General features: G+C 33.8%; 9 protein-coding genes and 1 pseudogene. 5 read left to right on the top strand and 5 right to left on the bottom strand.

Translation table 11 applies throughout. From position 1 onward, the window contains the following. Positions 1 to 15: 15 nt before the first annotated feature. A complete protein-coding gene (galK, locus tag H526_RS0123430) occupies positions 16 to 1,164 on the bottom strand; it encodes a galactokinase (protein WP_027395189.1) in 1,149 nt (382 codons plus the stop codon). 72 nt (positions 1,165 to 1,236) lie between these two features. Here galK and H526_RS0123425 point away from each other — a divergent pair, with 72 nt between their 5' ends. Beyond that, positions 1,237 to 1,938 (top strand): NUDIX hydrolase, encoded by a 702-nt coding sequence (locus H526_RS0123425; protein ID WP_027395188.1) that lies wholly within the window; start codon positions 1,237 to 1,239, stop codon positions 1,936 to 1,938. Between the two features lie 38 nt (positions 1,939 to 1,976). On the opposite strand, the pseudogene H526_RS29980 reads toward H526_RS0123425, so the two are convergent. The 4 genes and pseudogenes from H526_RS29980 to H526_RS0123405 form a co-directional block, all read right to left on the bottom strand. Further along, positions 1,977 to 3,317, bottom strand: a pseudogene (locus H526_RS29980) (sulfatase-like hydrolase/transferase). Between the two features lie 199 nt (positions 3,318 to 3,516). Then, positions 3,517 to 4,713: a LamG domain-containing protein gene (locus tag H526_RS0123415; protein WP_051336300.1), complete on the bottom strand. Its 1,197-nt coding sequence runs from the start codon at positions 4,711 to 4,713 to the stop codon at positions 3,517 to 3,519. 77 nt (positions 4,714 to 4,790) lie between these two features. Continuing rightward, a complete protein-coding gene (locus H526_RS29975) occupies positions 4,791 to 6,068 on the bottom strand; it encodes an Ig-like domain-containing protein (RefSeq protein WP_155839762.1) in 1,278 nt (425 codons plus the stop codon). Between the two features lie 353 nt (positions 6,069 to 6,421). Next, positions 6,422 to 7,069, bottom strand: a complete 648-nt coding sequence (locus H526_RS0123405) for a T9SS type A sorting domain-containing protein (RefSeq protein ID WP_027395186.1) — start codon at positions 7,067 to 7,069, stop codon at positions 6,422 to 6,424. 566 nt (positions 7,070 to 7,635) lie between these two features. On the opposite strand from H526_RS0123405, the gene H526_RS0123400 reads away from it, so the two are divergent. From H526_RS0123400 to H526_RS0123385, 4 genes are all read left to right on the top strand, one after another. Continuing rightward, positions 7,636 to 10,776 carry a SusC/RagA family TonB-linked outer membrane protein gene (locus H526_RS0123400; RefSeq protein ID WP_027395185.1) on the top strand — a complete coding sequence of 1,047 codons (3,141 nt, stop codon included), beginning with the start codon at positions 7,636 to 7,638 and terminating at the stop codon, positions 10,774 to 10,776. Positions 10,777 to 10,801: 25 nt separating this feature from the next. Next, positions 10,802 to 12,520, top strand: a complete 1,719-nt coding sequence (locus H526_RS0123395; protein WP_027395184.1) for a RagB/SusD family nutrient uptake outer membrane protein — start codon at positions 10,802 to 10,804, stop codon at positions 12,518 to 12,520. A gap of 13 nt (positions 12,521 to 12,533) precedes the next feature. Beyond that, positions 12,534 to 14,081 carry a hypothetical protein gene (locus tag H526_RS0123390; RefSeq protein ID WP_027395183.1) on the top strand — a complete coding sequence of 516 codons (1,548 nt, stop codon included), beginning with the start codon at positions 12,534 to 12,536 and terminating at the stop codon, positions 14,079 to 14,081. A gap of 182 nt (positions 14,082 to 14,263) precedes the next feature. Further along, positions 14,264 to 15,409 carry a family 16 glycosylhydrolase gene (locus H526_RS0123385; RefSeq protein ID WP_027395182.1) on the top strand — a complete coding sequence of 382 codons (1,146 nt, stop codon included), beginning with the start codon at positions 14,264 to 14,266 and terminating at the stop codon, positions 15,407 to 15,409. Positions 15,410 to 15,444 lie beyond the last annotated feature (35 nt).

Genomic DNA, 15,444 nt, shown 5'->3' with positions numbered 1-15,444 from the left:
ATCTTTTTTAACTTGCTATGATACTTTAGACTCTGTAAACTCGATACTTGTTCCTTTGCATGGCATTACCTGAAAAGCATCTAAATCGATATTAAATCGTTCTTTATATACTAAACCCACTTCTTCTGTATACGCATTGATATAATCTTTATGCACTATATTTACTGTGCAGCCTCCAAAACCTCCACCCATCATTCTGGATCCAATTACATATTCTTTTTCTTTGGAGAAATCCACTAAAAAATCTAATTCATCACAACTAACTTCGTACTTATGTCGAATTCCATCATGACATTGATATAAAAGATCTCCAAATTCATTTAGCTCGTTATTTTTTAAAAACTCAGCAGCCGCTAAAACTCTTTTATTTTCTTGGATAATATATTGACATCTTTGGAAAACAGTTTGACTTACTTCACCTTTTACCTCTTCTAACATATCTAAATTAACGTCTCTAAGAGACGAAACATGTGGATGTCTTTTTTTTATAAAAACCACTCCTTCCTCGCATTGTTGTCTTCTAACGTTATACTCGCTAGTAGCCAGGTTATGTTCTACATTGGTATTTAGAATTAGTATTTTATAATCCACTAAATCAATTGGAATTAAACTGTGTTCTAGAGATTGACAATCAAGAAATAGAATTTTGTTTGTTTCACTAAAAACAGAAGCATACTGATCCATTATACCGCATTTAGTACCAACATATTCATGCTCTGCATCTCTACTTAATACAGTGATGTCTTTTTTAGAAAGCCCTAACTCAAACAATGAATTTACACCGTAAGCAAGACCACACTCTAGAGCAGCAGACGAACTTAATCCAGAGCCAATTGCCAATTCGCTAGAAAAGAAACAATCAAAACCTCGAATCTTATCTGATCTTTTAGATAGCTGATGTAGTACACCTAAAATATAATTTTCCCAATTTTCTGTGCTAGGTGAAATATTATTTAGATCTACTCTCAAGGATTTATCATAATTTCTACTATAGAAATTACAAGTATCCGCTGTTCCATTTTTTTTAAACTCAAAACGTATTTTTTTATCAATAGCAGTAGGAAGTACAAAACCATTGTTATAATCCGTATGACCACCCATAAAATTTATTCTACCTGGAGAAGATACTATGAGCTCTGGGATAAATGTATTTTCTTTGTTCATTATTAAAACCTTTATTTATAACAAAAATAATAAATGTAATTATTACGTTTATTATTTTTTAAAGAATATTTTATGGAGTTTGCCAAAAATCAGCAAAATAGTTGGTACGAAAATAAGGAGCAGGTATTGGTTGCTGTAGACTGTATCATCTTTGGATTTGACAATGAAACTTTAAAACTTCTTGTTTTTAAGCGAGAAATACAACCTCTAAAAGGTTCATGGTCTTTGATTGGAAGTTTTATCAGACAAAATGAAAATGCTAATCAAGCTGGTTTAAGAATCTTAAAAGATATTACAGGTCTGGAAAACATTTTTATGGAAGAGCTAAAGACCTACTCAGCAGTCGATAGAGATCCTGGAGCACGCTGTATTTCTATTGGCCAATATGCTCTAATCCGAATCGATGAGAATAATAAAGAACTAGTGAATAAACATGGTGCATTTTGGTTTTCGCTAGATGAGTTACCAGAATTAGTATTAGACCATAATCAAATGGTAAAAGATGCGCTGGATAGACTACGTGAAAAGGCTAGATTTTCTCCAATTGGTTTTGAGTTACTTCCGAAGCACTTTACTTTACCTCAAATTCAAACCTTATACGAGCAGATCTTTCAGAAAAAACTGGATTCTAGAAACTTTAGAAAAAAATTATTATCGCTAAACTTTTTGAAAAAAACAGAAATTAAAGATAAATCCAGTTCCAAGAAAGGTGCTTATTTATATGAGTTTGACTATGAAATGGAAACAGATCAAAGTTTTATATTTAAAGGATAAGTAATTGGTTTTAAGAAGTAATTTCTTAAAACTAGTTATTAGTTCTTTTTTCTAATCCTGTATTGATCCATTCTTTCTATAGCTTTACCTTCATACATCCGTTTTAACTGCCATCTTGGTCTTTTTAATGTTAATTCCCATTGAAATAGTAGTTTGTATAATTCTTTTACTTTTTCGGGATATTTAAAGGCTAAATCATTATTTTCCGAAATATCTTCGGGAAGGTAATACAGCTCCGCTGGCCTATCAGGATATCTAAGTAATTTCCAATCTCCTTGCCGAACAACACCTCTATTTTCTTTCTTCCAAAAAAGTGTTTCGTGCGGTCGATTTTTATCTTTTTGTAAAATAAAAGGAAACAAATTCACCCCGTCAATATCTTCTAAATCCTCTAAATCACCGTCTCCCAAAGAGTAAAAGGTTGGCAATAAATCAAACGTACTAATCGGAAAATCGTAATTTCTACCTTTGGGTATTACCCCCTTCCATTTCATTATATATGGAACTCTGATCCCTCCTTCCAGATGATTGGCTTTGGTTCCACTTAGAGGTTTATTGTCTGAAGCATTTGTATCTGAAGGGCCTCCATTATCATTAGTAAATACAATTAAAGTATTTTCTTCCAAACCCAGTTCTTTTACTTTGTCAAAAACTAGTTTACAAGCCCTATCCATAGCCAAAGTCATTGCTGCAAGTTGTTTTCTTTTACCTTTTAACTCGGGGAACTGTTGTAGGTCTTCTTTAGTTGCTTCCATAGGAGTATGTACAGAATTAAAGGCCAACATGGCAAAAAATGGAGTCTCTTTATTTTGCTCTATAAAGTTGACTGTAGCTTTTGCAAAACTGTACGTTAAATATTCTTCTGTCTCACCAAATTTTCGAAAACCTGTTTCTAATAAATCTTCAACTCTTGATATTGGATTATTCTCATCATATTCGAAGTAACTACGTGCTCCTCCTCTAAAACTGTAGAATTCGTCAAAACCTCTTTTGGTAGGATGAAAATGATCTGCATTTCCTTGATGCCATTTCCCAAAAAGGCCAGTTCAATATCCTAAATCTTTTAAATATTCAGTAATTGTTTTTTGATCCAGAGGCAACCTCATTTCGCCATCATCAATATAATAATTACTCATATATCCTGGCACATTGTTCTCTTCGAAACCAAATTTTTGCTGATACTTTCCTGTTAATATTCCCGCTCTAGATGGTCCGCAAACCGCAGCAGTGACATACGCTTGATTAAACCGCATTCCTTCTTTGGCAAATTGGTCCAAATTCGTAGTTTTCATCACCTTAATCCCCTGAAAACCAAAGTCTGCATATCCCGCATCATCAGCAATAATCAAAATAATATTTGGACGTTCTTGAGAATTCATGATTGTACGAATAAAAAAAACGATTAATAACAGTAAGCATCTTTTATATTTTGTGACCATCAATAACTTTGTAAATTTATAGTTAATACTATCATTTTCAGTAAGCTTGAAAAGAAAAGCTTAGTTTATAACTAAAAGTAATGAGTCTTACTAAGCTTTCATCTTTTGTCACTTACTTTAAACAAAAATCTAATCTAAATCAATTAACTTCTTTAGGTTCATATATACGTATCCAGTCTACCTTAAAAGTATGATTATCTCCATTTTGGATCTCTGGATTTGACGGAGTTCGCCCATTGCAAGCATTCCAATTTTGATCTTCGACATTAATGATAATATCCATTTCTTTATCCAAATTCATCCCATTATTAAGATAATTAAGAGGGTCTATAACACTGGTAGAAGAATTGCTTTGCGCTTGCTCCAAACTACTTGCTTGATTAACTGCTTGGAATCCATTGGCGGCGGTTGGTAAAGAACCATTGCTAACAGGTTGTGGATAGCTGTAAAGCCAATTACCGTTGACATCTCTACTTGCAAATGCATTATCTGAAAGTACTCTTACTTTTTCACCATCAATGTAATATTCCATATGCTTTGGATCTCTCCAAAACACTCCAATCCTTACCCATTGACCACCCCACTGACTTACTCCATTTTTTCTCCACCAACTTCCTGCGTCTCTTGGTTGGTAATCCTGAAAAGGATTTCTAATAAAAGTATGATGACTAAGGTGTATACGCTCTGCTAGCCATAAATTTCTATCATCTTCTCCAGTTCCACCATAGGCCTCGATAATATCTATTTCCTGAGTATCATCAGGGCTTAATAACCAAACATCAGAAGCCGTAACTGCATCCGCAACTCTTACTCTTGCCTCTACATAAACAGGATACTTTACTCTTGTGGTAGAAGTAATACAACCTGCTCTAGTAGTAGGTAGAGTCCAAGTTTCTGTCACACCATCTACATCACAATCTACATCAAAAGATTTCGTTTCTCCTGTGACTCTTGTAGCCTTGATTTGAAGATCTCCATCTCCAACAGAAACATTTTCCCTAACCCACTTAGTAGGACCTGGTCCTTCCCAATTATTGTGATAAAAATTAGTCCATTTTCCTCCAAATGTCGCCTCGCTTGACGTGGCAGTAAAATTATAATTAAAATCATCCGAAGCTTCCTGATTTAATTTCCAAAACTTGCCCTCGCCTGCTTCTGGCGGAATATCTACACCTTCCCAATCGAAACCTTGATCATCAGGATCCGTTACAACGATGTCAGGATCAGGATCGGGATCAGTAATTGTTACAGGATTCCCAATATCATCTCCATTAGAACAGGATTTTAATGATATAAATACACTACAAAGTAATAAGATCGATATTTTCATTTTCATAACGTTAAGCTTTTTGTTCTCTAAAATTTACAGGGTTTTAAAAGCGTATTTTTAATATTTTAAACATATTATTCAGTTTATTTATCTTCTAATTTCCAGGTTCTCACCCAGTCTATTCTCATGGTGTTTATGGCATCATCCCCTAAATCAGACTTTGGAGGAAGTCCTCCTAACCAATCAGCTTCATTAGTCCACAAATCAAAAATTATCTCTAAATCTCTGGTAAAAACACGATTCGGAAAATCATCTCCTGTTTCATGGTTACCAACTACAACACTTCCTGCAGGTTCTCCATCCAAATAAAACTGAACATTTTTATTATCCTTCCACCATACTCCAACGATATGATATTCCTCATTCCATTGCACTCCTTTAAGAGGATTGGTATCTGACAAATTATTATTACTATAATTTCCTTTATTTCTAATAGTAACCGGAGTTAGATTTGAATCGGCATGAAAATACTGAGAGTTCATAGTTGTTGGAAAGTCTGGCTGACAATTACAAGAAGGTTTAGAATTATTCTCTATAATGTCAATTTCATCTCTATCAGAAATATCACCGTTATTTAACCAATAAGTATTATAGGCAGATATATGAGCTGTTTTTATCCTAGCTTCTGTATACATAGGATAGCTTGTTTTCTCTCTAGAATGTATTCTTGCCGTTTGGAACCATCTTTGTTCTGGATTAGATTCATTGAGAGTAGCTTTTATCCATAAATTACCATTAGTAACACCAGAATTTTCATTAGAATTAGACATGAAAACTGGTACTCCGTAGTTCCAAGTAGACTTAAACCACTTATTAGCATCCCAGGCATCAAATTCATCAGACATTGTTTCCATTTTCACCCACTTTTTGTCAAGAGGTGTTGTATCATCAATAGATACAAAAGATGGTAAATCAGGATCTATATTATTAAAGTCCTCTACTGTTGGAATAAAAGGGTTAACTACAATGTTTACATTAGCCGTAGCCTCATCTCCATCTGCATCTGTAACAACATATGTAAATCGATCAGTTCCGTCATAATTGTAATTGGGAATATATTCAAATATACCATCACTAATTTCTGTAATAGCCCCATTGGATGGTTCAGTAGATATACTATAATCATCTCCATCTCCGCCGTTTTCGCCAATTATATCATTTGAAGCAACGTTTATTCTATTTGCTTCTCCCGAATTACTATCTTCTTCAACCGTTAAGGCATCATTCACAGCAACTGGCTCACTATCCATAGAACTCGTATCTGGTTTAGAGTCTTCGTTGGAGCAATTAGACATTACCAGACCCAACACAACTATGGATAAGACTTTTAGGTTAGTATTCGAACACATTTTTTTAAACATTTTCTTTTTCTTTTTAATTAATTCAACTTGGTAATCTGACTCAATTCAATTTATTGCTTTAAATATTCTATAAAGCATTACACTATAATTACACAGCTATGTTATTCTAAAATCACTTTTGTAATATCCTAATATCATCAATAGATTTATTTTCAATTAACAGATATAATAGCATCCTCTTCTATAAAATGTTTCATCTACACATTTATCTCATTTATAGATTATATTACTAATGGAAAAATGCTCTTGCATTTACAACAAAAGTTAGTTAGGCAATAATGTTATTTAAAAGAAGTATGATTAGGCATAAAAACACCTAATCATACTAAACAATAAAAACTAATAACTCTAAATTAGATTTTTACAAACTTTCCTGTTCCTTTTTCCGTCTGTATAAAATAGGTCCCAGCAGTTAATTCTTCTACATTTAATGATGTCGCTCCTTTTACCGATTTCACAGTTCTTCCTGTGAAATCTATAATAGTATATTGCTCTGAAATCAATTCATTATTAAAGTATAAAACATCCTTTACTGGGTTTGGGTAAAAACCAATTATACTTTTTTCATTATCAAAGGAATCAATAGATAGTGTTGAATCTACTGTTATAGAAGTATTATCATTAACAAACCCACCATCATTATTATAGGACATAAATATGATTAATAGGTATTGATTCCCAGATGGCAGACTTGATGTATTAGGAGCATTAGCATCAATAGTATAATCGAACGTCACATTATTTTGTGAATTTGGCTGCTGACCAGAATTTTCATCAATAGGAAATACCTGATTGTAATCATTTACAATATTAAAGGAAGCATCTACCTCTCTTAATATAATACTAACATAGAAAAAGTCTTCTGAGCCTGCATCATAGGAAACATCCATATTAATAGTTTCGCCGGGAGCAACTGCACTAATTGGATTGTTCCATGTAACACTCTGAGAAAAACCTAAAGAAATACTAAAAAGTAAATAAATTAACGTAATTTTTTTCATGATCTTAATTTTTAAGGATCTAAAATTAATATTTAATAAAATGATAAGATAAATATCCAACTAGACTAAAACTGAACGAAACTGTATGGTTTAGAAAAATTATGATAAAAAGATATCTTTCAAACTTTATCAAGTAGGAACTTAGCAATTTTTCTAAGTAATTTTTAAAAAAGTGAACTTTTGTAAAGATACAATCCTAAAAGTGATACTTTTTTTTAAACAATTTGTTATATTATTGTTTCTAATATGTTAAGAGTTAAAAAACCTTGAAATCCAATGATAATTGGGTTTTTGAATTAATTTTTCTTATTAAAAAGAAGAATTAGCAGCAATAAATATATGTCTTTATTAAATTGCAAATTGTTAATACTACCTTTATGTCATCTAAGTAAATATTTAACACTTTTTTTCACAAAAAAACACTCGTCTATTTTTTGTCTAGTTGCTTTTTTTTTAATAAAACCTTAAGATTTATATGTTTGTTTTGATCATTTCAGTGAATTGAGTTCAAAAAAATGAGAAATCATTAATAAGTATTAAATTTTACTAAGTTTCTATTATCATTTATGAAAAATAACAAAACAACTACGACCAAAAAATATCATTGGTTACTGATCTGTATACTGATGTTATGTTTCGTCAGTACGAAAGCGCAAGATAAAATGAATATTACCGGACAAATTATAGATGAGACCGGTATGCCCTTATTAGGAGTAAATGTTTTAATAGAGGGAACCAATAGAGGTGCCGTCTCTGATTTTGATGGAAATTTTGAAATAAAAGCTTCCAAAGGCGAAGTGCTAGTATTTTCCTCTTTAGGTTTTATGAATCAGTCTATAACAATAGGAGACAATACAACCATCAGCATTGTTCTAGCTCAGGACAGTCAAGAACTAGAACAAGTAGTCGTTATCGGTTATGGAACCCAAAGAAAAATTGAAGTAACAGGGGCGGTAAACAGTGTAAGTGCTGAAGTTATTGCTAAAGCACCTGTATCTGATGTTGCTGAATCCTTACAAGGACAAATAGCTGGGGTTAACATACAAGCCAGTAATGGTAGACCAGGTGAAGAGGCAAACATACAGATTCGAGGAATTGGTTCGTTGAGTCCCGGTTCTTTAGGCCCTCTTTTTGTAGTAGATGGAATACCTTTTCAAGGAAATCCTAATATAGCACCAGAACAAATAGAGTCTATTGATATTCTAAAAGATGGTGCCTCTGCTGCAGTTTATGGAGTAAGAGCCGCTAATGGAGTCATTCTTATTACCACAAAAAAAGGTAAACAAGGACAATTAAAAGTAGATTATTCAACATACCTAGCTGTTCAAAATATTACTTCTGGTGTGCCTCTGATGAACACCAGTCAACAACTTTTTTCAGATCAAGCCGTTAATGATGCCGATGGAACTGTAAACAATACATTCTTTCTAAATCCAAATGCTCTTGATTTTGATAGTGATTTTGTGGGCGACGTTCAAAATGATAATGCATTAATACAAAACCATAATTTAAATATTTCAGGAGGAGTTGGAAATCTTTCCTTAAATATCAATGGTTCTTATTTTGATCAGGAAGGGGTACTTATTAATTCTGGTTTTAACAGATTGACTACGAGAATTACCGGACAATACACAAAGGAACGATTAAAGATCTTTACAAGTATTGGTATCACAGACGAACTTAGAATTCAAGAACCATTTGCTTTATTAGAGCAAGCAGTTGCTCAAAGGCCTTTTCAGCCTCCAATTTCTAATATTCAACCAGTTAATGGTGTGGTACAATTAGGAGTTGGAACTGGACAACCAGAGTTGTTGAGTTTTTTAACAAGGCTCTTGAATGATGAAGATGAAAGACGTATTAGAAGTTCGAATATCGCTTTTAGTTTAGATTATGAAATCCTTCAAGGATTAACTTATAAAGTTAATTTAGGTAGAAACAATTGGAATTTTAGAAGAAACTTTTTGCGACCACAGTATCTTCTTTTCAATGTACAAGGAGATTTTGTACCTGGTGCATCTAGAGAAGATGCAATCTTACAAGAGAGCTTTATTTTTACACAAAGAAATACTATAGAAAATTCCTTAAACTATAATGTAGATTTTGGCAATCACAATATTAAGCTTCTTGCACTGGCATCTTATGAACAATTCGATTCCAAAAATTTAAGTACAGGTGTTATTGGCCTTGCGAGTAATGATACACCTGTTTTAGGTCAAGGGCAAGAACCAATAAATCCAAGTGGATTTGACATTACTAATAAGTTGAGCGGTTTACTAGGTAGGGTTCAATATAATTTCGATGATAGATACCTTTTATCTGCCAGTGTAAGAAGAGACGGTTCTTCAAATTTCCCTACATCCAATAGATTTAAGGTTTTTTACGGAGTTTCTGCCGGTTGGAATATTAGCGAAGAACCTTTCTTTAAAAATGCAAATCTCGATTTTATAAATAACTTTAAGCTAAGAGGAAGTATTGCTGAAGTTGGAAATCAAACGGTGGCAGGAACTAATCCAACACCATTCATACCAACGATAGAATCGGGTGTGAATTTTATTTTTGGGGAAGCTGAAAATCTAGCTTTTGGTCAAATAGGAAGACGTTTGGTAGATCCCAATATTCAATGGGAAACTAAAATATCAAGAAATGTTGGTATAGATCTGTCCATGTTTAGCAACAAACTTAGTTTTACCGCAGACTACTACCTAAATGACAGAAAAGATCTTCTATTAGAAGAAAGGCTTCCTCCATCTACAGGAACCAGTGCTCCAAGAGACAACAGCTTTAGAAGTCGCGTTGTAAATGCAGGAAATTTAACTAATCAAGGGATCGAACTTGCATTATCATATAAAGACCAAACAACTTACGGGTTAAAATGGAATGTTGGTGCTACTTTTACTCGAAATGTTAATGAAGTTACTGATCTTAACGGTACAAGTAGAGGTTTTTCAGGAGGAACTCCTGTATTTACAGTAGGTAATGTGGATAATACTACATTTCTAGCAGAAGGATTTGAAGCAGGTGCATTTTTCTTGCTTCAAAACGAAGGAGTGATTCAAACTCAGGAAGAGTTATTAGCCTATCAACAAATAGTTCCTGATGCGAGAATTGGAGATATTGCTTACATTGATCAACCTACTGTTGATACCGATGGTGATGGAGTTCCAGATACTGCAGATGGCACTATTAATGATGATGATAGAGTGTATGCAGGATCTGGACAAGCAGAATTTGAAGCTGGTTTAAATTTAAATCTTGAATATAAAGGTTTTGATTTTTTTATACAGAATTACTTCTCGTATGGTGCCGAAGTTTATAACGGTGCTCGTCTTTCTGCTTATATCAATGGTAGACATGAAGAACAATTTAACCAATGGACACCACAGAATCCAACTTCCAATATTCCTGCCAGAAGAGCCGGAAATGTATCTACTGCTAGTACTAGAGCAAGATCCGACTTTTTCCTGGAAGATGGATCATACTGGAGAATACGAAATATTACCTTAGGATATTCAATTCCTAAAGATGCGTTGCCAAATTTCTTTTCCAAGTTTAGAATTTATGCAACATCTCAAAACCCTTTTACATTTACAGAATATACAGGTTTTGATCCTGAAATTGGTGGAGACGGAATCTTTACAAGAGGGGTAGATCAATTAACCTACCCGGTTTCCCGAAGAATTTTATTTGGTGTTCAACTTGGTTTTTAAAACATACTTATATAATTAATTTATTATGAAAATTAAAAATAATTTAAAAACTTATATCACAGCAATCCTAGGGATCATTATCCTATCAGGCTGTGAATTGGATGTAGACAATCCAAATGCAGTAACCGAAGAAACTTTTTGGAGAACTTCCAATGATTTCGACGCAGCACTTACTACTGTATATGGTGCTCTTCAATTTCAAGGTATTAGTGGATCTGGATTAGCATTTGAAATGCTTCTAGGAGACGAAGCAGGTACTGAAAACTTTTACAGACAAATTGAATTTGCTTCTTTAAATTTTGGTGATGCCAGTGAACAAGTAGTTGATAAATGGAATGAACTATATATTGGTATCTTCCGAGCTAATCAAGTACTAGAGCAACTTCCACTAAATATTGATGTATTTGATGATCCGGAAGAAGCAATAATTATCGAGGCTCAAGCTAGATTTCTAAGGGCATTTTATCATTTCCAAGTAGCACATTCTTATGGTGGTGCAGTTATTAGAACTTCAGTTCCTAGAACATCAGAAGAAATAGCAACACCTTTTAGTTCCATAGAAGAAGTTACCAATCAGGTTATCATCCCCGATCTTATTTTTGCTAAAGAAAATCTTCCAGAAGCGTGGCCTTCTGCTGATTTAGGTAGAATAACTTGGGGAGCAGCTACAGCATTATTAGGAAAAACATATTTGTACTCAGAACAATGGGAACAGGCTGCTAATCAATTTAGAGAAGTCATAGATTCAAATATTTATAGCTTAGCTCAAAATAATCTAGATAACTTTTCTCACTTAACGGAATTCAACACGGAATCAATTCTTGAGACTCCCTACTCTGTGGAATTCAATCCTGGTGCCAATGGTAATATTGTAGATAACAATACCTTCGAAACTGGTACTGAAGCAAGTGGAGTAGCTCAGTCTATGGGACAATTACAGTTTGGAGCATTTAATGTTGTGCTTCCTACCTATTATCTTCATGAGCTTTTTGTCAGAGATGAAATCGATCCTAACAATCCAATTAATGATGGAAATATGCAATCCAAAAGAATGGGAGCTAGTATTGTTCCTGTAGATGGAGATGGTCTATATTATGGATTACCTATTAATGATAAGCCTGGTTGGGTATTTGGTCAAAGTTCTTACGCAAAAAAATATTCTAACTGGTATCACTTGGAAAGTGAAGATGGAAATAGTCGTTCCGAAATCAATTTTAGACATATTCGCTTAGCAGATGTGTATTTAATGTATGCTGAAGCTGTTCTTGAAGCAAATGGTGACATTGATACGGCAATAGAATTCATCGATAGAATAAGAAGAAGAGCTGGGGTAATCACATTAAGACAATATATAGATGATAATGGTGGGTTTCCTCAATTTCATGTAAGTGAGCAAGTAAATGGTGTTCAGCCTTTTGTAACTCCATCTGCAGAAACTATAATGACACATTTAAGACGTGTAGAAAGACCTTTGGAGTTATGTTTTGAAGGGCACCGATGGAAAGATTTAGTAAGATGGGGAATTGCAGGAGATGTCCTGAATGAATTAGTACAAGATGAATTGTGGAGAGAAGCAAATTTTGATGCTCTGGATATTGGTGGTGTTGGTGTAGCTCCACTATTTATTAGAGAAAAATTAAGACGTGATTTTGGTATAGCAAGCCAAAATTATAACTCGGTAGTTCATGACTATTTCCCTATTCCAGCAGCCGAATTACAAACAAATGATGAAATTGGTAATTAAAAAAATTACAAATATGAAGAAGTTATTAAAATTTATAACAGTACTGATAATCGGTTTTATTACCATTATTAGTTGTCAAAATGATGATGTTGATACCGATGTTCCAAGTCAACGAGTAATTTTTACTTCAGAGCAAAGTCAGGCTAATCAAATTCGAGTTAATACTAGCCTTACTTTCGGAGATGTATCTACAGGAGTAGTTTCAAGAACTTGGGCATTCCCAGAAGGTGTCGCTAATGTTACCCAATCAAATAGTGATGTTGTAAAAGCAATTTTTACACAAGTCGGTGAACATAACGTAACCTTAAGTCAGGTTTTTGAAGAAGATGCTTTCGTAGATGGAGAACTCAGAGGACGTGAATTAGATACTACTATTGTTGTAACCGTAATAGAACCAATTGCCGTAGATTTAAGGGCTAATTATATTAATCCTGATGGTACTCTGGGAGCTGCACTAACTATGAACAACAATGCCGAAAATGAGGTGATTGCTAGTAGGGCTGTTCGTTATACTTTTGACCTTGTAGGAGAACCATTAAATATCGATTGGACTTTGGATGGAGGAGATCCTGAAACAGCTACCGGAACTAATCAAGTAGATGTTACCTATAAACGTTTGGGAACTTATGGAATTAGCGTAGATGCAAATACCAATAGACCTATGGGACAAGCTATAGCTGCTTTTTCAAACTTAGTGAAAGTTATCCCTTCTACAGATCCTGTTACTTTAGATGGAGTTCGAGGAAGAAGAGATGGAACCTTGGCATTAGAATTTAGCAGAGAAATGGATGAAGCTACTGTTGTAAGTGATCAATTCTCTATCAATGTAGAAAATAATGGAACTCCTATCTCTGCAACCATCCAAAGTGTTCAAGTGAACCCTGCAGAAAGAAATATTTTATTAGTTTCTTTAAGTGGAGACCAAATCTACATTGATGACACAGTATCTGTTTCCTATACTGCAGGATCATTATTCACTACAGACGGAGTTCAGGCGGATAGTTTTATGGATATCCCTATAGATTCTTTTGAACAAGGAGAAAACATCTTAGAATCTACAACTATCGATTACAGTTTCGAAAATTCTGCTGATGATGCAAATTGGCCTTACCAATTCTGGGGTGGAAAATGGGAATTATATGACTTTTCAGTTGATTTTTCCAGAGCACGAACAGGTAGCAGAAGCGGAGTAGTTGATATGCAGGCAAACGGAGGTATGATCATTGCGCATACAGCTGGAAAACTACCTATAGAATCAGGTAAAACGTATGAAATTGGTGTTTGGGTTTATGTGGAAAATATAGGGAACACTCCTGCTGGATCTAACAATCCTGATCTTAGAATTTACTTAAGACCATCTCCTGATTTTGGAACAGGTCCAAATCCAGAATTTAATGCTTCATTCCCAACAGGAGAATGGGTATATAGCTCCATTTTAGTAACTGGAAATGCTTCTGAAGAAAAGGAATTACTTATAAGAGGAGATAATGAGTTTAATAATATGCCTATTAAAATTTACATGGATGATTTATTTGTAAGTGAGGTTGAACTTAGACCATAATATATTAGCCAATTTTTATTTTCATTTATTATCAAACTAATATCTGAAATAAGAGAGAAAGAGTGCAGGGTTATTCTAAACAATTGTTTTTTAGTCACAAACAGTTTAGGCCTCTTTCTCTTTTTTTTAACATTTTCCTTTTCTCTACTATAGTTGCCATTTAATTTAAAGTTTTATCGAAAATGAATAGAAAAATAAGTTTATGTAACCTTTCGGGATTGATCATATTTTTTCTTTGTTGTATCCTTGCTTGTAGTAACGATGATAACATTGTTCCAGAAAACAATTCAGATGATCCTGACGAGGAAGTTGAAGAAGAAGAAGAGGAATTAGGTTCAATAGCTGTTTTATCTGATTGCTTATTTGGAGACACCAATTTATTTGACACTCCAGTACATAATGCTATAGAAGAAACTTCTTTAGTTGATAATGGAATGGAAAACTGGCAAAGGGTAGAAATGTTATCTGATGAATTTGATTATCTAGGAGGGAAACAATCTCCAGAATTTCAGAACAAATGGCGTCTGGGATATGTAAACAATTTTCAACCTTTACCAACCATATGGACTGGTGATCAAGTATCATTTGAAGATGACACTGCAAATCCAGGAAATCGAATACTAATTTTACAAGCTATAATTGATGAGACAGGAAATGAAAAAATACTACGTTGTGGTATGATTTCATCAAAAGAAACAAGTACCTACCCACTCTATCAAGAAGCAAAAGTAAAAATAAGCAACTCTCAATTAGCTAATGCTGTTTGGATGATCAGTAAAGAAACACAAATAGAAGAGATCGATAATGTAGAGGCATATGGACCGCGAATAAGAATAGATGGTCAAGAATGTGATCGACCATACTTTGCGGATAGAATACATCTTAGTCACCATACATTTAGACAAACTGAGACCGAAAGATTTGATTATCAACCACAAAAATATACTTGGATGTCTAGAAAAAAAGATAATAACGATTGCTCTAGAGATAATGATGTAGTTTGGAGTGAGCAGTTTCATATTTTTGGAGTTAAATGGGAAAGTCCTACCAAATTAGTCTACTTTATAGATGGAAAAAAAGTAAAAACTGTAAATGATTTGAGAGAAGAAGATGCTATAGATCCAAGAGGATATACTACTTGCGGAGACGGTCTTACTAGAGAGATGCATATGTTGATAAGTCAGGCTTCACAACCGTGGCGATATGGAAGTGTTGATGCCTTTTGGAATAGTAATGACATAAAATCTGGTCCCAACACTAAAATGATGGTGGATTGGATCAGAGTCTATACACCATATGGTCAATTGAATAGGCAAACTTGTAATTAACATCTAATTCATTAAAACTCTATACCCGAAAACCA

Source organism: Aquimarina latercula DSM 2041 (assembly GCF_000430645.1).
In the GTDB taxonomy this organism is placed as follows: Bacteria; Bacteroidota; Bacteroidia; order Flavobacteriales; family Flavobacteriaceae; genus Aquimarina; species Aquimarina latercula.
The sequence above is the reverse complement of the archived record's forward strand: the minus strand, read 5'-3'. Positions and strand labels throughout refer to the sequence as shown.

Coding starts and splice junctions, on each gene's coding strand:
- galK (WP_027395189.1), bottom strand. CDS start 1,164: ATGAACAAAGAAAATACATTTATCCCAGAGCTCATAGTATCTTCTCCA.
- H526_RS0123425 (WP_027395188.1), top strand. CDS start 1,237: ATGGAGTTTGCCAAAAATCAGCAAAATAGTTGGTACGAAAATAAGGAG.
- H526_RS0123415 (WP_051336300.1), bottom strand. CDS start 4,713: ATGAAAATGAAAATATCGATCTTATTACTTTGTAGTGTATTTATATCA.
- H526_RS29975 (WP_155839762.1), bottom strand. CDS start 6,068: ATGTTTAAAAAAATGTGTTCGAATACTAACCTAAAAGTCTTATCCATA.
- H526_RS0123405 (WP_027395186.1), bottom strand. CDS start 7,069: ATGAAAAAAATTACGTTAATTTATTTACTTTTTAGTATTTCTTTAGGT.
- H526_RS0123400 (WP_027395185.1), top strand. CDS start 7,636: ATGAAAAATAACAAAACAACTACGACCAAAAAATATCATTGGTTACTG.
- H526_RS0123395 (WP_027395184.1), top strand. CDS start 10,802: ATGAAAATTAAAAATAATTTAAAAACTTATATCACAGCAATCCTAGGG.
- H526_RS0123390 (WP_027395183.1), top strand. CDS start 12,534: ATGAAGAAGTTATTAAAATTTATAACAGTACTGATAATCGGTTTTATT.
- H526_RS0123385 (WP_027395182.1), top strand. CDS start 14,264: ATGAATAGAAAAATAAGTTTATGTAACCTTTCGGGATTGATCATATTT.